17 protein-coding genes are annotated in these 19,824 nt (G+C 44.5%); 6 read left to right on the top strand and 11 right to left on the bottom strand.

All coding sequences use genetic code 11. From position 1 onward, the window contains the following. Positions 1-44 precede the first annotated feature (44 nt). The 5 genes from Vt282_RS05660 to Vt282_RS05640 form a co-directional block, all read right to left on the bottom strand. On the bottom strand, positions 45-563 hold the full coding sequence (locus Vt282_RS05660; protein WP_162046555.1) for a GNAT family N-acetyltransferase: 519 nt from the start codon (positions 561-563) through the stop codon (positions 45-47). A 99-nt stretch (positions 564-662) separates the two neighbouring features. Then, positions 663-1,457 carry a carbohydrate deacetylase gene (locus Vt282_RS05655; RefSeq protein ID WP_162062798.1) on the bottom strand — a complete coding sequence of 265 codons (795 nt, stop codon included), beginning with the start codon at positions 1,455-1,457 and terminating at the stop codon, positions 663-665. Positions 1,458-1,854: 397 nt separating this feature from the next. Next, complete coding sequence (locus Vt282_RS05650; protein ID WP_162062797.1) at positions 1,855-2,454, bottom strand: sugar O-acetyltransferase; 600 nt, start codon at positions 2,452-2,454, stop codon at positions 1,855-1,857. Between the two features lie 55 nt (positions 2,455-2,509). Further along, entirely contained in the window at positions 2,510-3,079 is a 570-nt protein-coding gene (locus tag Vt282_RS05645; protein ID WP_162046558.1) for a GNAT family N-acetyltransferase, read from the bottom strand. 271 nt (positions 3,080-3,350) lie between these two features. Further along, positions 3,351-4,289 (bottom strand): LysR family transcriptional regulator, encoded by a 939-nt coding sequence (locus Vt282_RS05640; RefSeq protein WP_162062796.1) that lies wholly within the window; start codon positions 4,287-4,289, stop codon positions 3,351-3,353. A gap of 176 nt (positions 4,290-4,465) precedes the next feature. On the opposite strand from Vt282_RS05640, the gene Vt282_RS05635 reads away from it, so the two are divergent. The 3 genes from Vt282_RS05635 to Vt282_RS05625 all read left to right on the top strand — a co-directional run bounded on the left by Vt282_RS05635 (position 4,466) and on the right by Vt282_RS05625 (position 7,308). Beyond that, positions 4,466-5,725: an MATE family efflux transporter gene (locus tag Vt282_RS05635; RefSeq protein WP_162062795.1), complete on the top strand. Its 1,260-nt coding sequence runs from the start codon at positions 4,466-4,468 to the stop codon at positions 5,723-5,725. A gap of 81 nt (positions 5,726-5,806) precedes the next feature. Then, a complete protein-coding gene (locus Vt282_RS05630; RefSeq protein WP_232055111.1) occupies positions 5,807-6,274 on the top strand; it encodes a hypothetical protein in 468 nt (155 codons plus the stop codon). Positions 6,275-6,378: 104 nt separating this feature from the next. Beyond that, a complete protein-coding gene (locus Vt282_RS05625; protein WP_162062794.1) occupies positions 6,379-7,308 on the top strand; it encodes a DUF7916 family protein in 930 nt (309 codons plus the stop codon). Between the two features lie 49 nt (positions 7,309-7,357). Here Vt282_RS05625 and Vt282_RS05620 read toward each other — a convergent pair whose 3' ends face one another. After that, entirely contained in the window at positions 7,358-8,362 is a 1,005-nt protein-coding gene (locus tag Vt282_RS05620; protein ID WP_162062793.1) for a substrate-binding domain-containing protein, read from the bottom strand. Between the two features lie 275 nt (positions 8,363-8,637). On the opposite strand from Vt282_RS05620, the gene Vt282_RS05615 reads away from it, so the two are divergent. Then, a complete protein-coding gene (locus tag Vt282_RS05615) occupies positions 8,638-9,555 on the top strand; it encodes an aminoimidazole riboside kinase (protein ID WP_162062792.1) in 918 nt (305 codons plus the stop codon). 61 nt (positions 9,556-9,616) lie between these two features. Here Vt282_RS05615 and Vt282_RS05610 read toward each other — a convergent pair whose 3' ends face one another. Continuing rightward, on the bottom strand, positions 9,617-11,242 hold the full coding sequence (locus Vt282_RS05610) for a glycoside hydrolase family 32 protein (RefSeq protein WP_162062791.1): 1,626 nt from the start codon (positions 11,240-11,242) through the stop codon (positions 9,617-9,619). 179 nt (positions 11,243-11,421) lie between these two features. Next, on the bottom strand, positions 11,422-12,411 hold the full coding sequence (locus Vt282_RS05605; protein WP_162062790.1) for a LacI family DNA-binding transcriptional regulator: 990 nt from the start codon (positions 12,409-12,411) through the stop codon (positions 11,422-11,424). Positions 12,412-12,656: 245 nt separating this feature from the next. Between Vt282_RS05605 and Vt282_RS05600 the strand changes: the two genes are divergently transcribed. Further along, a complete protein-coding gene (locus Vt282_RS05600; RefSeq protein WP_162062789.1) occupies positions 12,657-14,096 on the top strand; it encodes a sucrose-specific PTS transporter subunit IIBC in 1,440 nt (479 codons plus the stop codon). 178 nt (positions 14,097-14,274) lie between these two features. Here the strand turns inward: Vt282_RS05600 and pheT are convergent, their stop codons facing one another. Both pheT and pheS read right to left on the bottom strand, forming a co-directional pair. Beyond that, the gene (pheT, locus tag Vt282_RS05595) at positions 14,275-16,662 is read right to left on the bottom strand and encodes a phenylalanine--tRNA ligase subunit beta (RefSeq protein WP_162062788.1); all 2,388 of its coding nucleotides are present in this window, start codon (positions 16,660-16,662) and stop codon (positions 14,275-14,277) included. 18 nt (positions 16,663-16,680) lie between these two features. Beyond that, on the bottom strand, positions 16,681-17,664 hold the full coding sequence (gene pheS, locus Vt282_RS05590) for a phenylalanine--tRNA ligase subunit alpha (RefSeq protein ID WP_162046569.1): 984 nt from the start codon (positions 17,662-17,664) through the stop codon (positions 16,681-16,683). A 246-nt stretch (positions 17,665-17,910) separates the two neighbouring features. Between pheS and Vt282_RS05585 the strand changes: the two genes are divergently transcribed. Then, a complete protein-coding gene (locus Vt282_RS05585; protein ID WP_162062787.1) occupies positions 17,911-18,393 on the top strand; it encodes a GNAT family N-acetyltransferase in 483 nt (160 codons plus the stop codon). Positions 18,394-18,399: 6 nt separating this feature from the next. Here Vt282_RS05585 and Vt282_RS05580 read toward each other — a convergent pair whose 3' ends face one another. After that, a complete protein-coding gene (locus Vt282_RS05580; RefSeq protein WP_162062786.1) occupies positions 18,400-19,515 on the bottom strand; it encodes a GGDEF domain-containing protein in 1,116 nt (371 codons plus the stop codon). Positions 19,516-19,824 lie beyond the last annotated feature (309 nt).

Genomic DNA, 19,824 nt, shown 5'->3' with positions numbered 1-19,824 from the left:
AAGACACTGTACTCATTACAATATCAATCTACATTGATACCCTCTCAATATACGGGACCTGAAAACTCAATCTGTTCACTCTCAGACAAGCAGGCATTGGTATGAGACTTCACCATGCCTCCACGGTAAACAAACTGGTTCCAACGATTTTGTGGCGTATCGAAAAAATGGATGGGAGCGGTTAATTCCGAATAACCTGCGCTAGTGTATATTTGAGGTTGGTAGGCGAACAAAAATGAATACTTCACTTGCTGGATTTCCAGTTGGCTACCAAGTGCATTTACCACTTTTTTAGCAAGCCCTTGACCACGATATTCTGGGTGTACCGCTATTCCACCCAGAATTCCAGCGCGGAAATTTACATCTCCTTGCGACATCGAACGAATGTAGCCAAAACCACAAGCACACAGCCTATCGTTATCCCTTACCATCACAGCACAATCAAATTCATCAGTCAGTACCAACTGCATCGGCTGCTTAAATACCAAGGAAAGAAACTGGTTAAACTCAGTTTGAGTTTCCTTGGCTTGTTCGGTATTGAGGATAATCAGATTAATTGCCATAGAAATCGCCTTGATAGATTGGAAATAAACCGTCTATCTCCCGTTCCATCGGTTGGTTTTATTGACCTAAGCCCTATGATACTCGCCTAATTATATCAATTAACGTTGATTTAGTTCGATCACTTTATGAATATCTATTACCTCAAACCCTTGTTCTTCTACAAAGTTCTTAAATTCTAATGAGCTAACGATATCCAAATCGTTTTGCCTTACCTTGGAAGCCCAACGATAGACAGACTCATCCGGAAGTGCGAGTGCTTGTTGCTCTTCATTATCCAACGCGCAGTGACAAATAATATGGAAAATACCTGACTCAAACTGAGCCAGCACGTCCGTTACTTGTTCCAATGTTTTATGCGTCAACTCGAAACGTTGGTCAAAATACTTCAGTTTGCCGTTATTCATTGCGTAGGTATAAATCAGCCCATATTCCGCAGCAACTTCTTCAATCGCATCAGCGATAAACTGATAGGTTTCCGAACCTGGATAAGAGAGATCAATCAGCATGTGACTATCAATATGTGTCGGTTGAATACCGCTTGCGATTACTCGATTGATTTGCGCACGATACTCATTTTTTACATCTTCGATATCAATCGTTGGTAGCAATGATTGATAATCAGAATAGAAATAGCCAAGTTCATTAGTCAAAGACTTCGCACCTGTAATTGGTGCGCACGACATATTGGTCCATTCACTGGTGAGAGTAACGTGAACACCGATAGGCAATTGATGCGTTTTCGCGAGTCTTGCCGCTTCCGGAAACCAAGGCGCAGCTGCCATAAAGTTACTGCTTCTGACGAGTCCTCGCTGAAAACCTTGCAAAATACCTTGGTTAACACTGTGGCTAATCCCAAAATCATCGCTGGTCACGAGTAAATACTTTTTGCTCATACTTACCTAAAATTCCATTTAACAGTTTCAATACATAGAAATTTAAAAGTAACATTCAACTTCGTTTGAGAAAACTAATGAGGTTATTTTATTGATTAATCGCGCAATATTCGTATGACGAATCCGTTTTAGTAGATACAGATTGATAGGGAAAAGTATGGCCAAAGAAAACAACCACACCACATCATGCAAATATGGAAATACGACCCCCTTTTATCAACGATAAGCCAGATAGCGGCTCTAGCATTCCACTAATGGCTAACAATAAAAATAAAGCGGTATATAAAAAATCGAGACCACCCATTGGATAATCTCGATTTTTATCTGATCATTATGAAGTAAGTACGCGCTATATGCCTGTGCGAAAGACAATATTGCAGCAATACTATTGAACCTATTAAGCATCTTCAAAACTGAGTTGTTTAAAATAAAACTCTTTATCACGCGCACCAATTTCTCGTAACACTCGGCATGGATTACCTACTGCCACAACGTTTGGTGGAATATCTTTCGTCACAATGCTTCCTGCCCCAACTACGCTGTTTTCACCAATGCTCACCCCCGGTAAAACAACCACGTTTGCACCAATCCAGACATTATCGCCAATCGTGATCGGAATATTAAACTGAGCAACTTTACGGCGTCGGTCTGGCTCAACAGGATGACCAGCGGTCGATAAGGTGACGTTAGGGCCAATCATGACATGGCTGCCGATCGTAATATAGGTATCATCAACTAAGGTAAGATTGAAATTGGCATAGAAATAGTCGCCAACTGAAGTATTACGCCCCCAATTGGCATGCAATGGTGGCTCGACATAACATTCTTTACCTACACTGCGAAAGAAACGCCGTAACAACTCGTCACGTCGCGTTGATTCACGCGGACGAGTATGATTGAAATCGTACTGCAGCTCCAAACACTCTTGCTGCTCTGCAATTAATTTTGGATCACCAGAATAGTAAATTTTACCACTATGCATGGGTAAATCACTCATCACATCTTCCCTTTATATACCTATGAATTAATCGAAGACCTCAAAAGCTTTTGAGTTACTTTATCGAACCAAATAGATTACCAGCCATCAATGCTTGTTTATCTATGCGATATAAGCAATGGTTTTGTAACTCATGTCCATCGGGTACTTTAGGATGATTAAAATCCAGACGAGTATTGGTCATGCCGAGTCGTTTCATCAACATTTGGGAAGGGATATTTTGCTTGGAGGTATAGGCAAAGAGATCTTCAATGCCTAACACAAAAAATGCGTAGCGCATTGCCTGTTCAGCTGCTTCTGTTGCATAACCTTTGTGCCAATGATGTTTAGCCAACCGCCAACTGATTTCCATAAGCGGTGCGTTTGGAATACCGGACTCGCCATCAACCATATGTATACCGACAAAACCGATGAACTCGCCCGTTTGCTTCAGCTCTACAGCCCAGAAGCCCCAGCCATTTTGATCAATCGTCGCTCGAATTTTATCGGCAAGATGATTGCTTTCAATCTCACTCAACGTGCTAGGGAAATACCGCATTACTTCAGGGTCTGCACACATACGTGCAAAATGCGGATAGTCTGCATCTTCCCATTGTCTCAGTAATAATCGCTTTGTTTCTAACATGTCGCCTCAAACGAATGACTGGTTACCTATGACTAAATCATCTACCACGGCACCAAACTATGCCATAAAAGTTAGTTAACTAGATGAAAATATAGTTCTTATTCTGTATATCGAGTTATAAAAACTACTCAATGACTACCCTAACCAATCTGCGTACGATAAAACAGCAGCTTAGGTTAAAAATAGAATGCAGACATCACATATAGTAGATAAACATTGTAACTAGTAGATTACTCAGTTATCTGCGACACATAAGGGCTCAATGGTTACATTAATGAAATCGCCATTGATACTTTTCAATCAGTCTATGCAATCGAGCTTGCTCACCCTCAAACAAAACCTGTAACCATTGCAACAAATCTAATGCGATATCACTTTTTTGCGGCATAAACGCAAAGTATTGCCAAGCACTGGTTCGAATCGGTGTCATATTGGGTGTGCGCAAGAAACCACGTTCTAACTCAGGCAACACCAACATCAAATCGGTCACTGTTGCACCCTGCCCTGACAAGCAGGCACTGATCGCCAAATCTAAGCTAACAAACGAAGTATGCCGACTAGGTGTGACCAACATATCTTGTGGCGACAGCCAAGATTTCCAATCCATGTGATCATCGGTCGCGTGCAAACGTGGCATTGCCAATACTTCAGGTAATAACTTTTGGCTTTGCCCTTCCACCGAGGTATAAATTGGCGCCATGTATTCATCACGTAAAAATGTCGCTTTAGGATGTCCTCGATACAGTTTTGGCTGCTTGGTATTTAGAATCACCAGATCGCTTTGTTCACGAGCAAGATCCCAATCCCCCTCAAAGACCGGAATAATCACGATTTCATAGTCTGGATAACGTTCATTCAACTCTGACAATTTGGGCAGCAAGACGCGCGTTGCAAAGCTGACTGCGCTTTTGATCACCAAACGCTTCTTTTCTGGCGCAGACCATTTCTCAAATAAACCTTCAAGCTCAAGATAATTACTGCGCAATACTTCAAACAATGCCATCCCTTTTTCAGTCAACTCTATAGAGCGATGCTTACGCACAATTAACGTCGCATTAAGCTCGGTTTCCAAGGCTTTGACTTGGCGGCTCACCGCACTTTGGGTGACATGCAACTCATGTGCAGCATGGGTAAAGCTGAGCAAACGAGCAACCGATTCAAACACCTTTAAACTGTTATGACTAAACGGCAAACTTGGGTAGGCTTTCATATTATTTTCACATGATCTGAAGTCATACTAGAGTGGCATAATAATCATTTGATAGCGATAATAATTAATCGTTTAATTGGCACAAATCTTTAATAACAACTTTTAGTTTCTGCCCAATTTCTCATGAGAAAGATATTACTTTTAGCATTCCTCTTATCATCTCTCAGTTGATTTCAATGGCATTGGTTCTAACCGATGTTTGGATGATGTCTCGCCTAAGTATCGCCGACCTTGCTGCTGGTGGTTTAGGTGCATCGATTTACAGCTTTATTTTCATTATCGCCAGTAGTACGGTTGGTTGCGTTGCCAACCTCATTGCCATTGCATACGGCCAGCGAGTGGCACGACCAGACTTTGGTAACCAACAAATTCGATTTGCCCTCAAAGGGGCAGTTCTGCTCGCGGTATCACTATCCGCTGTGCTCATTGCATGCTTCTCTTTCGGCCCTTGGTTACTGCGTACAGCAAGCCAGCCTGAGAGTGTGATTGCACCTGCAATGCAATATGTCGATGCGCTTAAATGGGCGATGTTGCCATCGCTATTCCTGTTGATTTTACGCGGTTTAACCAGTGCATTTGGTAACGTACGTTCAATCATGGTGATGTCTATCGCGACGATCCTACTCAACATTCCAATCAGTTATGTGCTCGCTTTTCCGCTTGGATTCGGTTTATCTGGTTTAGGTGCTGGCACGGCGTTAGCGTCTACAATTGTGGCGGCTGGCTATGCTTTTTGGGTCTTTCAACGCGCAGAATTTGCACCGTTCGCCCCATGGAAAAATCTTGATGAATACTCAGTTGGTTTAGTCAAACCACTCCTTGGAATGGGTTTACCCATTGGTTTAGCAGCACTGCTTGAACACGGTCTTATCTATGGCGGTACTTTGATGGCGGGCACTGTAGGCGTTGCCGCACTCGCTCTTCACCAAATTTTACTGCAATGCTTAAGCTTTACTTGGAACATTAACTTTGGTTTCTCGCAAGCCGCGGCAATTTTAGTCGGCCAAGACTTTGGTGCTGAGAACTACACTGGCATCAAGCAAACGGCCGTGCGTAGCTTCGGCATTACTACGGTGATCAGCTTAATTCTCGCGGGTGGATTTATGCTCTGGCCTGAGTTTATCGCCCATATCTTTAACCTAGATGCCCAGCTCACTGCGTTACTTGTGTCTGTGCTTTGGGTTGTTGCACTTGCATTTGTGGTAGATGCATGGCAATTACTGGCTATCAATCTACTGCGCGGAATGAAGATTGTTATCGGCCCGACCATCATGACTGCTATTGGTTATTGGTTATTTGGTATTCCCGCCGCATGGTGGTTATTGGATTCATACCAACTTGGCGGCATTTGGGGCGGTATCGGGATTGGTTTGGCGGTCACAGGGGTATTGCTACTTGGCCAACTGATCGTCGCGATTCGTCGTCAGCAAGCGTAACCTCATTGCCAAGCAGGTACTTTACATCTTACCTGTTTGGCAGTAAAACTCCCCTCCTGATTCAACAATCCATTGCCCCTTATGCCAGATATCGACATTGAGTTTCAACATATTCTATTGGAGATCCGTCTTCAGCGCTGGGCGATGCTTGAACGGTTTCTCTTCAGCTATTTCTGCTTTAAACACGGCTATTTATCTAAGTCTGGTAAGCCTGATTGGCAACAAGCGAGAGAATACTGCCGTCGCTCATCAAGCGTGACTAATACAACACATGCCGAACTTGAACCTGTCGTCCCTTTGGTGGCGATTATTGGTGAACTTAAACGTACCTTTAAACAATCAAAACCCAATGAAGAACAATTAAGAGAAATCCTAGATAGTTTGCTGGATTATGTCGTGATCAGCAAAGAAGAAAAAAAGCGGCTTGATCAATTAGGCTTAAGTCATCAAATGCCAAAAACTGGTATCAAGCTGAAGATAAAGCATCGAATGCTCGTTTTGAGCTGGCTAATATTCTGTTTTAACTCCCAAATATTATTCAAAACGTAGCCAACCTCCCGTTTCACAACGCCATTATTGCTAACATCAACACCAGTTAATCTCCACGAGTCTTACAGAGGTACGTGGTTATCGATTTTGTTTAGAGGTGTTGTATGACCAAACGCTATTTAGATTGCTCTGCGTCAGAAATTGCCCAGTTATCAGGGCAAAGTTTGCTTGATTCTCTGCGTATGAGCGAAGGACGTATTTTGATGGCTGAAACGATCGGCGCATTGCAGCCTATGTTAGTCTCGGTAAGTAATGCTGAATTGGCAGCAAGCCAAAGTGCCGATTTGCTATTGCTCAATTTGTTTGATGCCGACCAACCAGAAATAAAAGGCTTACCCAGTGATATCGAACCCAGCCAGCTTTTGAAAGAATTGGCCCGCTTTACTGGTCGAGCTGTCGGCGTGAATTTAGAAGCGGTAGCGCCTGATTTTGAGCAAGCCCACAAAGACTTTTGGCAAGTATCTCCAGGCCGTTTAGCCACCGGTGAAAATGCACAAAAACTGTATGAAATGGGGGCACGATTTATCACAGTCACCGGTAACCCCGGCAATGGTGTAAGTAACGAGGTAATCTCACATAGCTTACGCTCGATTCGTTCTGCCATCGGTCAGACAATGGTACTGATTGCCGGCAAAATGCATGCTGCTGGCATTCTTCGCTCACGCAGCGAAAAGATCATCACTAAGCAAGATATTAAAGAGTTTGCCGATAACGGCGTAGATATTGTGTTGATCCCAGCCCCTGGCACTGTTGCAGGCATTAGCCAACAATATGCGGCTGAGCTTATCGACTACGCCCATGATCTTGGCATTATGGCGATGACGGCCATTGGCACCTCTCAAGAAGGAGCAAGTGTGGAAACGATTCGTCAAATCGCCCTAATGAGTAAAATGGCTGGTGCTGATCTGCATCATATTGGTGATACGGGCTGCGCTGTTGGTATTGCTGCACCTGAAAATATTCGAGAATACAGCATTGCAATACGCGGGGTTCGCCACACCTACGCGCGCATGGCTCGTTCTGTTTGTCGTTAAAACCTCGCCGGTTATATATGAGACCTCAACAAAACTAAGCGAGGTCTCATTATGACTTGCTTCTTAGGTGTAGTTTAGCGGCTATCGTCACTGTTTCTGGCTCTTTTAATGGATTACGAAGCAGCTCATTCGCTTTATCAAATAAAGCCTGAGCAATTTTACCGCTATCTTGCTCAATTGAATCTATTTTGATTGGTAAGCAATCAAGAATGTCATAGTTATCAAATGTACCAAGGCGAATCTCATCATTGAGCATCTTGTGCTCAGAGAGGTAGCGCAATACACCCTCAAGTAATGAGTAAGACGCAGTGAATACCGCTTGCGGTGTGCGCCCGAGTGTATTCACCGCTTGTCGCATCAATTCGTAGCCTGATTGCGGTTGGTAGTCTTGCTTAAAAACGAGGTTTTCATCAAAGCTAAGGTACGCTTGTTCAAGCCCGGCTTGATAGCCAGCTAAACGTTCGTAACTTGGCGATAACAGCCTTTGGCCACCAATATAGACACATTCATCCAGTTCCTTCGCCATGCGCTCAACTAACTGTTTCGTCGCCTGAAAAGCATCGGTTTTGATATTGGTAAATTGGCTCTCTTTAAACGTTCGGTCAAAGAAAATGACTGGCGTCCCTGTTTTGATCCCGTGATAAAACTCTTCGCTTGGCATTGATGATGCGACCAATAACAAATCGACTTGGCGCTTAACTAACTGCTCGACAACTCGCTGCTCTTGCTCTGGCTCATCATTTGATGACGCAATCAATAATTGATAACCCGCATCCCTGAGCAAGCTTTCCAACGCTTTGGCCGTATTAGCAAAACCCATATTAGCTAAATCGGGAATCACTAGGCCGATCGTGAAGGTCTTTTTTACTTTTAATGCTCGTGCATACACGCTTGGTGTGTAATTGTACTGCGCAGCAATACGTTTAACTTTCTCAACCGTGTCTTCCGTTATGCGATGCTTTGCCGCATGACCGTTGAGAACAAAACTCACGGTAGATTTCGAGACTCCAGCAAGCGCCGCAATATCGGCAAGCTTCAGTTTTTTATGACCCATTTTACGTCCGTATGAGTAAATTCAAATCGCAATGAACTTTTGGTCGCAATGCTACCTGCTTCATCGATATTTGTCAGTGGAAAGCATGAGCCTTTCCCTAAAAACCCATCTTTATACTCAGGTAAATTCAAGTAACTATTGGTGAATAAAGATCACGATATTGATCACGTTTTTGATCAATACCCCTTCGTTTACTAAACCTACCAATTGATTTGCTAAACCGTTTTAGCAATCATATCAGCAAAGTGAATATTCTCCAATTTAAGGTGTAACCGATGAAAGTATGGCTAACGGGTGATGCGGTTGTTGATCTGATTCCTGATACGGAATCTACCTATCTGAAATGCCCCGGTGGTGCCCCTGCCAATGTTGCAGTCGCCATCGCTCGTCTGGGTGGTAATACCGCGTTTTTTGGCCGTGTAGGTCAAGATCCACTCGGCCGTTTTATGAAGCACACACTAAGCCAAGAAAACGTCAATACCGAGGCGATGCTCCTTGATGAGGCACACCGTACCTCTACCGTGATTGTCGATTTAGATGATTCAGGCGAACGCAGCTTTACCTTTATGGTAAAACCAAGCGCTGACCAATTTTTAGAGCTTGCTGATATTCCAAGTTTTAACCAAGGTGAATGGCTGCATGTGTGTTCAATTGCGCTCGCAAACGAACCTAGCCGCAGCACCACACTAGAAGCGATGCGCCGCATTAAACAAGCTGGCGGTTTTGTTAGCTTTGACCCCAACTTACGAGAAGAGGTATGGGCTAACCCAGAGGAATTAATTCCCGTCGTGCGCCAAGCGATTGAACTCGCGGACGTCGTTAAATTTTCCGATGACGAGTTAATGCATCTAACTCAAACCGACTCATTAGAACAAGGTATCGAAGCACTTAGCGTATTCAACAATGCGTTAGTTTTGATTACTCAAGGCGCTAAAGGTGCGCTGGTACTGTTTAACGGCGAACAAGAGCTTATTTCAGGTCAGGCGGTGAAGCCTATTGATACAACGGGTGCAGGCGATGCATTTGTAGGTGGTCTTTTAGCGAAACTATCTCAACACCTTGAATGGGACAATATTGAGGTTGTGCGCCAAGCGGTAACATGGGCGAACGGCTGTGGTGCACTAGCAACCACACAAAAAGGCGCAATGACAGCACTACCAACCCAAGTAGCACTGACTGAATACATTGGGTAATTGAGCCAGAAACGATAAAACAAAGCCCCGCACTGCGGGGCTTATTAGAATAGTAAACAATTTAACTAGATATTAAACGGGCTTGCGCGGCTTTGAGCGTTTTTACCATTACCTTGACGTCACCACCTTCACTGCACATAGCGGTAGCATTGGCTGGAGTGAACACTCGTGATGTCATGACCACTTCACCGCCATTAACAAAGGCTTCCACCGATGAATTGTCTGCCAATATGCGTAACTGTACGTTATCGCTAGCCAGAGGCACTTCCCGTTGCGTGTCTACAGCACGATTCAGAGTTTTAGTGCGATCCATAACAAGGCTGCGTGTATCGCTACGAGCTTCGATAGTCAGCTCGCTGTCAGCACCAACAAACAGCTTGAGGCTTTGTCCCCACTCTAATGTGGCCGTAAGATCGAATGACTTTGTACCAACCTCTAACGGCTGGGCACTTAGACTCAGATTCAATTGTTGTTCGACCAGTTGATCAATCTCTTCAATCGGCCATTGGCATAGCTTGCCATTACGTACTGACAATTCACGTAATGCAGTAAGCTGATGCACCCAACCATTGCTTGGCTGGTCAATTTCATCAGGCAGTCCCATCCAACCTGAAAGTACTCTGCGACCATCGGCTGTTAGCGCGGTTTGTGGGGCATAAAAATCAAATCCATAGTCTAGATGAGCGAACTCTCCTAGTTGCGGCGCCCTATCTTGCCATGTTGTCTTAAAATAACCGTTATGATGTGGAATCGTGTTCATGCTTGAGAATGATTCAATCCCTTGTGGTCCAATAATGCTGAACCACTCACCATTCAATTCAAACATATCTGGGCATTCCCACATGTACCCCATATCGCCGGTTTCATCGCCGTAAAGCTTGTCAAATTGCCAGTGATGCAAATCTTGCGAGCGATAGATAGCTAAGCGCCCTTTTAGTTCGGTAGTTTGCGCCCCAAGTAGCATTAACCACTCACCGTTGCGACGAATAATTTTAGGATCGCGAATATGCGCAGTGACACCCGGAGGTAACTCGGGTACCACCGGACCTAATTTCTTAAATTCGATACCGTCTTTTGATGTGGCCAAGCATTGCGTCGTTTGGCGCTCGCGTTCTTCACCAATACGTGTGTTGCCGGTATAGAACAACATTAACTCATCGTTGTTACTTAATGCATGCCCGGAGAATACGCCGTGACTATCAAACCAATCCGATGGCGTAAGCGCTACAGGTTGCCATTGCCAGTTAATTAAATCTGAACTGGTTAGATGTGCCCAATGTTTATCTTTATGTACACACTGATATGGATACCACTGGTAAAACAGGTGGTACTGACCATTATGGAAAATAAAGCCGTTAGGATCGTTTAGCAGCCCTTGCGGTGGAGAGATGTGCCATTGTGGGCGATGCTCACACGGTGTTGGAGCGGTAAAAGGAGCCAATTTACTGATTTGCATTTCAGCGATTTGCTTCCCTAATCCTAGCAACTGCTCATCATCAATTGTCTCATCACGCACAAATGAAAGCTGCGTTTGCCCCTGAACCAAATCGATCGACGCAATCAGCGAACTGCTTGATTCAATCAATGCAGGTTCAACCACCTCTAAAACCAAACGTTGCTCGGGCACCAATACTCGAGCGACGTTTTTCATACCACCAGCAATCTGGACCAACGACGATAATGACATCAAACAAACCTAAAATTATTGGGAACGTTTGCAAGAATAGTGAAATTGCTCGCTATCAACAAGCATCAAGAGACATTGAATGGTTACATTCCCCAAATTACGTGATCAAAGGCACAAAAATGGGAAGCTCACGCTTCCCAAGTTTCTGCTAAGAATTTAATTTTGCGAGACAGCCTTATTTAACAGGTTTCGCGCTCAACATTATCAAATGTCAGCACCACTTTACTCATTTCTTGCGGCTTACCCTCGATCAGATCAAGCAATAGCGAAGCGCCTTTTTCTCCTGCTTTTACAAATGGATAGCTAAAGCTAGAAAGATTTGGCGATACCACATAGCCCAGTTCATCGTTACCAACACCCAACACCTTGATGTGTTTACCAACCTCAATACCCACTTCTTGCAATGCCTTAATCGCACCAACCGCAATACGGTCGGTCGCACAAAATAGGCCATCTAATTGCGGGAATTCTTCAATTAAGCGTTTCACTTGTGCGTAACCAGACTCAATGGAGAATTCTCCGTGGCTATGAAACAGAAGAGGCTTTGCACCGCGCATCTGTAGCGCTTGCTCAATGCCTTGAGAGCGCAATTTATCTACCGCGATATCGGATGGATCAACACCAACAAAACCAATATGCTGGCACCCTCTATCTAATAAACGATTTCCAGCCTCAAAGCCCACTCGCAAATCATCATGCACCACACTTGGTATATTAAACAGAGACCCATCCTGCCCCACTAATACCACTGGCGCTTTTGAGCCTTTAATCGCATTCACAAGCTCCATATCAATATGGGTTGCGTACAACACAATTCCTTCTACACGCTTCTGGTTGTAGATCTGGATGTATTCAATTTCTTTGGCTGAATCTTGTTGAGAACTGGCCAGCAATACGTGCTTTCCTGCTGTCGCAAAGACAGCACTTAACCCGTCCACACCTTGCGATGTGGCATTCGAGGCCACGCGAGGCACAATCACACCCACCAGATTGGTTTTTTGGCTTTTCAGATCTTTTGCCACTTGGTTAACAACATAGCCGCACTCTTGTACCGCCTGCATTACCTTGATTTTGGTTGCGTCTTTTACGCCATATTCGTTGTTAACTACGCGTGAAACGGTGGATTTAGAGACTCCAGCCAGTTTCGCCACATCGTGTAAGCTCGCCATTCACTTTCCTATTGTTTTGGTTGGGAATGTTTGCAAAAACAGGTCTATATTGGCTTGAATTCTACCTTTTAATCTAAATTTAGCGAAGATGTTTAGCAGATCTAGCTCACATAAACCACTACTACCCTTTGACGATGGACGATAAATCTTCAAAAATCCATTTCGCAAACGTTCCCAAAAGTTCTCTATCTTTTTCGAACACACTTTAATAAGAACTAGAACCATGTCATTTACCGGGGTTTGGAATGAACTATCCAATAATCGCTAAACAACTGCTCGAACACTTAGGTGGCAAAGATAACCTTCAAGCGCTGGCTCACTGCGCGACTCGTCTGCGTCTCGCTTTAAAAGATGACTCATTAGTTAATGAAGATGCGGTTGGTAATCTTGAAGGCGTAAAAGGCCAATTCAAAGTAGCAGGCCAATACCAAGTTATTTTTGGCTCTGGCATCGTTAACCAAGTCTACGCTGAAATGGCAAAGCTGACTGGTATGAGCGAAATGTCGACCAGCGATGTTGCATCTGCTGGCGCACAAAAACAAAACATTGTGCAACGTGCAGTAAAAGGTCTGTCAGATATCTTCGTACCGATCATTCCGGCAATTGTTGCTGGCGGTCTGTTAATGGGTATCGTCAATTTGCTCACTGCACCAGGCCTATTTATTGAAGGTCAATCATTGATCGACGCGAATCCTGGCCTTGCTGATTTAGCATCGATGATCAACACCTTTGCGAACGCACCATTCGTTTACTTACCTGTATTGCTCGCGTTCTCAGCGACGAAGAAGTTTGGTGGTAACCCATATTTAGGTGCTGCGCTGGGTATGTTGATGGTTCACCCAGATCTACTAAATGGCTGGGGATTTGGTGGTGCCGCTGTATCAGGCACTATTCCAACGTGGAACATCTTTGGCTTTGAGATCCAAAAAGTCGGTTACCAAGGTTCCGTGTTACCTGTATTGGTTTCTGCATTTATTCTGGCTAAAGTCGAAAATGGCCTGCGTAAATTCATTCCATCAGTACTAGATAACCTGCTAACACCAATGCTGGCGATCTTTATTACGGGTTTCCTGACGTTTACATTGGTCGGCCCGTTCACTCGAGATATCGGCTTCTTACTGGGTGACGGCCTAAACTGGTTATATGATTCAGCTGGTTTTATCGGTGGTGCTCTCTTTGGCTTTATCTATGCGCCATTCGTCATTACCGGTATGCACCACAGTTTTATCGCGATTGAAACTCAACTACTCGCAGACATTGCTGTTACTGGTGGCACATTCATCTTCCCTATCGCAGCAATGTCGAACATCTCTCAAGGTGCATCAGCATTAGCGGTTGGTTTCATGACCAAAGATACAAAACTAAAAGGCATTGCTATGCCATCTGGTGTAACCGCGCTACTTGGCATTACTGAACCTGCGATGTTTGGTGTCAACCTAAAGCTACGTTACCCATTTATCGCAGCTATCATCGGTGCCGCCTCCGCAAGTGCGTTTATCACACTGTTTAACGTGAAAGCACAAGCATTGGGTGCCGCAGGTTTACCAGGCGTTATTTCAATCGTGCCAGATAAACTCGGTTACTACATCGCGGGTATGGCAATCGCATTTGCAGTTTCATTTGTTCTAACACTCGTTCTTGCTGCGCGTGAACGTGTTAAATCAGCGAAAACCGTGACAGCATAACGTTATCAAATCACAAATGATGACTCTCAAACCCTGAGCTTTTCTCGGGGTTTTTATTTATCTGACGAAAACCTCTTATCTACCAGCTCTTTATCTAGTCTCACGCTAGTATCGATACAAACATCAGATGAAAAAAAACCTGCCTTTTGGCAGGTTTTTCAATTCACTCAATCAGAGATTAGTCACGCAGTGTTGCGCCGAATTTCTCACCGATGTGTGCAACGATAGCGTCTACTGCACCAGCAATATCAGCATCTTCAAGCGTACGCTCAAGAGACTGTAGAGTCAGTGCGATAGCTAGGCTCTTCTTACCTTCTTCAACGCCTTTACCTACGTAAACGTCGAATAGTTTCGCCGCTTTTAGGAACTCGCCGCCTTGCGCTAGACAAGCATTCACGATGTCGCCTGAAGCCACTGCTTCATCAACAACAACCGCGATATCACGACGGTTTGCAGGGAACTTAGACAGTGCTACTGCTTCTGGAATCACTTTCGAGTTGATAGCATTCCATTCGATTTCAAACACAACAGTGCGGCCGTTTAGACCAAACTTACGCTCAAGCTCTGGGTGAACAGTACCGATCACGCCCACTTCTTTGCCGTCTAGCATGATTGCAGCAGACTGACCTGGGTGAAGTGCTGGGTGCTTAGCGGCAACAAATGAGTATGCTTTTTCATTTGAAGAAAGTTCTAGAACCGCTTCTAGATCGCCTTTCATATCAAAGAAATCAACAGTGTTGGTTGCAATATCCCAGTGCTCTTCGCTGCGAGTACCAGAGATAACGCCTGCTAGCATTGGCTCTTGACGCATGCCGTTTTCTGCTGATTCACAAGGGATGAAACGCAGACCGTATTCGAATAGACGAACACGTGGTTGCTGACGTTTTTGGTTGTGAACAACAGTATTTAGCAAACCTTGGATTAGACCAAGACGCATCGCTGACATATCCGCAGAAATTGGGAATGGCAGGATTAGTGGCTCAACACCAGGTACGATCAGTTTTTGTTGCTCAGGCTCAACGAAGCTATAAGTGATTGCTTCGTGGTAACCACGATCAACAAGTAGATCACGCACGCGTTTTAGTGGTTGAACCGCTTCAACTTGGTTGTGCATCTTAAGTGCTGCAACTGGGTGTTGATTTGGAATGTTGTCGTAACCGTAAATACGGCCAACTTCTTCAATCAAATCTTGCTCGATTGCAATATCGAAACGCCATGTTGGTGCAACTGCAACCCAACCTTCAGCGTTTGCTTCAACTGTCATACCTAGACGCTCAAGGATTTCAACCACGTCTGCATCTGCAATGTGGTGACCTAGTAGGTTATCTAATTTAGTACGACGTAGAGCAACTTGGTTTGCCTTTGGTAAATCAGCTTCTGACTCAACAGCAACAACTGGTGCAACTTCACCGCCACAAATCTCAACAAGAAGTTGAGTTGCACGCTCCATTGCGCTTACTTGTAGTGCGTAATCCACACCACGCTCAAAACGCATTGAAGAATCAGTGTGTAGACCGTAGCTACGTGCGCGGCCACGAATGTGGTCTGGTGCAAAGAATGCACACTCTAGTAGAACGTCTTTAGTTTCAGTCGTCACGCCAGAGCCTTCACCACCAAAGATACCAGCAATTGCTAGCGCTTTGTTGTGGTCAGCCACAACCAATGTGTCTGCATTCAGTTCTGCTTCGCTACCATCTAGAAGCGTTAGCTTTTCACCTTGCTCAGCAAGACGAACTACGATACCACCTTCGATCTTCGCAAGATCAAACGCGTGCATTGGTTGACCTTGTTCTAGAAGAACGTAGTTAGTCACGTCTACAACCGGATCGATTGAGCGGATACCACAGCGGCGCAGTTTCTCTTGCATCCAAAGTGGCGTTTCAGCTTGTACGTTTACATTTTTGATCACACGACCAAGGTAACGTGGACATGCAGCTGGTGCTTTCACTTCGATAGACACAGTGTCAGCGATGGTTTCAGCAACCGCTGCCACTTCTGGCTGTGCTACGTCTGCACGGTTAAGCACGCCAACTTCACGCGCTAGACCACGAATGCTGAAACAGTCAGCACGGTTAGCGGTTAGGTCTACGTCTACCGTTACGTCGTCAAGACCTAGGAATTCACGGAAATCAGTACCGATTACTGCGTCTTCTGCTAGTTCCATGATGCCGTCTGACTCAACATCAATACCGAGTTCAGAGAATGAACAAAGCATGCCGTGAGAAGGTTGACCACGTAGTTTTGCTTTCTTGATTTTGAAATCACCTGGAAGCACTGCGCCTACAGTTGCTACTGCAACTTTCAGACCTTGGCGACAGTTTGCTGCACCACATACGATGTCTAGCAGATCTTCTTCGCCTACGTCTACTTTCGTTACACGCAGTTTGTCAGCGTCTGGGTGTTGACCACATTCAACAACGTGACCCACTTTAACGCCATTGAACGTGCCTGCTACAGGAAGAACGTCGTCAACCTCTAGACCAGCCATAGTGATTTGGTGTGTTAGTTCGTCAGTGGTAATCGCAGGATTCACCCACTCACGAAGCCATGATTCGCTGAATTTCATTGTGATAGATCCTCTGGATTACTTGAACTGTTTTAGGAAACGAAGATCGTTTTCGAAGAATGAACGAAGGTCGTTTACACCGTAACGCAGCATAGTTAGACGCTCGATACCCATACCGAATGCGAAGCCAGAGTATTTCTCAGGGTCGATACCTACGCTACGTAGTACGTTCGGATGAACCATACCGCAGCCTAGAACTTCTAGCCACTTACCGTTTTTACCCATTACGTCTACTTCAGCTGAAGGCTCAGTGAACGGGAAGTAAGAAGGACGGAAACGTACTTGCACTTCTTCTTCGAAGAAGTTACATAGGAAATCATGCAGAATGCCTTTTAGTTGCGCGAAGTTTACGTTCTCGTCAACGAGCATACCTTCCACTTGGTGGAACATTGGCGTGTGTGTTTGGTCGTAGTCGTTACGGTAAACACGGCCCGGTGCGATGAAACGGAATGGAGGTTGACCATTTTCCATCGTACGGATCTGAACACCAGATGTGTGCGTACGCAGCATCAAATCAGGGTTAAAGAAGAATGTATCGTGATCAGTACGTGCTGGGTGATCAGCAGCAATGTTCAGTGCATCAAAGTTGTGGAATGCATCTTCGATCTCAGGGCCTGACTCAGTTTTAAAGCCTAGCTCGCCAAAGAATTTCTCGATTCGTTCAACTGTACGAGTCACTGGATGTAGACCGCCATTCTCAATGCGACGACCTGGTAGAGTCACATCGATAGTTTCAGCTGCAAGTTTCGCTTCAAGCTCAGCACTTTGTAGTGCATCTTTACGAGCTGCGATTGCTTGCTGAACTACGCCTTTCGCTTTGTTGATCTCTTGACCAGCTTCACGGCGTTCTTCTGGTGGCAGTTTACCTAGGCTTTGAAGTTGAACCGTTAGTTCACCTTTCTTACCTAGATACTGAACACGCACTTCATCAAGTGCGACTAGCGAATCAGCCGCTTCAATCGCAGCGTTCGCATTAGCAATGATCTCTTCTAGATGTTGCATCGTTTCCTCATCTACCTATGCCCCCCGCAGAAAATTCTGCGTTCAACATAAGCGGTAGTATCCATAAGCGTCCCGACTAGGGATCTTGGGTCTTTAAATAGCTATACATAGTAACGAATGACAAGTCTAAATCCAATCTGAAATCACGTTTCTCACCGCCTTTGCGTAAAATTTACGCTCTACTATTGATAGTTGGCAGTTTTACCCCAATTTTGTACTAACGATTAGGCTTGTAAGGAAAATATTATGCCTCTAAGTATTGCTCCGATCACCGCCCAGCAAGATGATGAAATCTGCAAAATTATCAAAGCAGTAGGTGAAGAGTTTGGTGCAGTTGGCGAAGGTTTTGGCCCTTCAGATGAAGAAGTGTTAGCGATGAGTCAACATTATCATCCCCAAAAGCAAAGTTTGTATTTAGTCGCTCAGTGGCAGGGAAAGATCGTTGGTGGATGTGGTATCGCCCCCTTCAACGGCAGCATAGAGACCTGTGAGCTGAAAAAACTCTTTCTTTTACCCGACGGACGTGGTCATGGTATTGGCAAAAAATTGAGCCAAGCATGTTTAGACTTTGCTAAACAGCAAGGCTATACACAATGTTATCTCGATACTCTTAGTGGCATGACTTCAGCTATTAACCTTTATCAAGCTTTGGGCTTTGCGCATTTGAACGGCCCAATGGCCGAAACCATACACAATGGCTGTGATGTGTGGATGCTAAAATCGCTTTAAAGAAGTTTATTCAACATTTAACCAAGCCGACACTCGATTGCGCCCAGCCGATTTAGATTGGTACAAAGCATTATCGGCTTGTTTAATTAAATCATGATAGCTGCTCATTTGCGCATTTCGCTCTGCAATGCCCACGCTGATACTACCGCGCCAAAATGCTTTACCAAGATCAAGTTGTAATTCTGCGATTGACTCTTGCGCTTGCCGAGCGACAAACAGCCCCCCATCGCGATCGGTATTTGGGCAAATAACAAAGAACTCATCTCCGCCCAAACGACATACCACATCATCGTTACGAAAGTGATCTTTCAACACCGTAGCGATCTCTTGTAAAACCATATCGCCAGCGTCATGACCCACGGTGTCATTGACTTCTTTAAAGTGATCAACGTCAATCATAATCGCCACTAAAGGCTCGCGCTTATCGCGTGAAATTGCCCACAACTCTTCCAATTGCTGCATGGCGCTGCGCCTGTTAGGTAATTGTGTCAATTCATCAGTGAATGAAAGTAGCTCCAATTGCTTGTTCGCTTTCACTAATTGCTCAGTACGGCGACCAACCATATCTTCTAAACGCTGGTTGAGTTCTAGCAGCGCTTTGTTGCGCTCTGAAACCTGCTCAAATAAACCTTTCAATGCCTCCAAAAGAGGTCCTGTACTGTCATCTTGCGCTTTTTCCTCTTCCAAATAGGCAGTTTCGGGATCGATACCCCGCTCTATTTTGGCCAATTGACGTGACATATTTTTATCGATGCCGAGGATGTGATAAGCAAGCCAATGAATCAGGAAATTAAGCAGTAGCTCTGAAGCCTGCTTGTCATCTTCAGAGACAAATGCTTGCATGCTAAAGATCTCAGTCATAAATGCGCGATGAATCTTAATATGCTCATCTAAATGCCTATGATAGATACCTTTACTGCGCATTAAGGCTTCTTCTTGCTGAAAATGAAACTGCGAATATTGGGAAAGCTCAAACAAAATCGCTCGAATATCACCCATAGAGAGGTTGTTTTCTGCCACAAGAGAGCCAAAGCGATTGATAATATCAACTAAAACCTGATGCTGTTCATCGACATCATCAATGCCTGTTTCATAGCAGCGATCCCAAAGGAATGAATTCATGACCTCACCTTCTACCTGGTAGTATTTTTTATTAATTTTCATTTACCTAGTAGAGGCATCATATCCATTTATTATCAATACTCATACAAAATGTTTAAAAGGAGCTTGATCTGCTCCCTTGGTTAAGTTTTTGTCTGAAATTTCCTACAAGGACTCAAAGTCGTATTCCGACATGAATTCGGCCAAGAGACCGTTTTATCAATTGAGCGGAGCATTGTTCTCTCAACTGCCACGCGATACCTCTTCAGAGGCTAATACCCCAAATAACCTTTAGCCCCATTTAGCGTTGGGCAGGTTAAGCATAAAATG

Source organism: Vibrio taketomensis (genome assembly GCF_009938165.1).
Lineage (GTDB): Bacteria > Pseudomonadota > Gammaproteobacteria > Enterobacterales > Vibrionaceae > Vibrio > Vibrio taketomensis.
This window is presented reverse-complemented; position numbering and strand designations above follow the sequence as displayed.

What these genes read in the sequence shown, in the direction of transcription:
- Vt282_RS05660 (WP_162046555.1), bottom strand. Translation starts at nt 563, where the DNA reads ATGGCAATTAATCTGATTATCCTCAATACCGAACAAGCCAAGGAAACT.
- Vt282_RS05655 (WP_162062798.1), bottom strand. Translation starts at nt 1,457, where the DNA reads ATGAGCAAAAAGTATTTACTCGTGACCAGCGATGATTTTGGGATTAGC.
- Vt282_RS05650 (WP_162062797.1), bottom strand. Translation starts at nt 2,454, where the DNA reads ATGAGTGATTTACCCATGCATAGTGGTAAAATTTACTATTCTGGTGAT.
- Vt282_RS05645 (WP_162046558.1), bottom strand. Translation starts at nt 3,079, where the DNA reads ATGTTAGAAACAAAGCGATTATTACTGAGACAATGGGAAGATGCAGAC.
- Vt282_RS05640 (WP_162062796.1), bottom strand. Translation starts at nt 4,289, where the DNA reads ATGAAAGCCTACCCAAGTTTGCCGTTTAGTCATAACAGTTTAAAGGTG.
- Vt282_RS05635 (WP_162062795.1), top strand. Translation starts at nt 4,466, where the DNA reads ATGGCATTGGTTCTAACCGATGTTTGGATGATGTCTCGCCTAAGTATC.
- Vt282_RS05630 (WP_232055111.1), top strand. Translation starts at nt 5,807, where the DNA reads ATGCCAGATATCGACATTGAGTTTCAACATATTCTATTGGAGATCCGT.
- Vt282_RS05625 (WP_162062794.1), top strand. Translation starts at nt 6,379, where the DNA reads ATGACCAAACGCTATTTAGATTGCTCTGCGTCAGAAATTGCCCAGTTA.
- Vt282_RS05620 (WP_162062793.1), bottom strand. Translation starts at nt 8,362, where the DNA reads ATGGGTCATAAAAAACTGAAGCTTGCCGATATTGCGGCGCTTGCTGGA.
- Vt282_RS05615 (WP_162062792.1), top strand. Translation starts at nt 8,638, where the DNA reads ATGAAAGTATGGCTAACGGGTGATGCGGTTGTTGATCTGATTCCTGAT.
- Vt282_RS05610 (WP_162062791.1), bottom strand. Translation starts at nt 11,242, where the DNA reads ATGTCATTATCGTCGTTGGTCCAGATTGCTGGTGGTATGAAAAACGTC.
- Vt282_RS05605 (WP_162062790.1), bottom strand. Translation starts at nt 12,411, where the DNA reads ATGGCGAGCTTACACGATGTGGCGAAACTGGCTGGAGTCTCTAAATCC.
- Vt282_RS05600 (WP_162062789.1), top strand. Translation starts at nt 12,657, where the DNA reads ATGAACTATCCAATAATCGCTAAACAACTGCTCGAACACTTAGGTGGC.
- pheT (WP_162062788.1), bottom strand. Translation starts at nt 16,662, where the DNA reads ATGAAATTCAGCGAATCATGGCTTCGTGAGTGGGTGAATCCTGCGATT.
- pheS (WP_162046569.1), bottom strand. Translation starts at nt 17,664, where the DNA reads ATGCAACATCTAGAAGAGATCATTGCTAATGCGAACGCTGCGATTGAA.
- Vt282_RS05585 (WP_162062787.1), top strand. Translation starts at nt 17,911, where the DNA reads ATGCCTCTAAGTATTGCTCCGATCACCGCCCAGCAAGATGATGAAATC.
- Vt282_RS05580 (WP_162062786.1), bottom strand. Translation starts at nt 19,515, where the DNA reads ATGAATTCATTCCTTTGGGATCGCTGCTATGAAACAGGCATTGATGAT.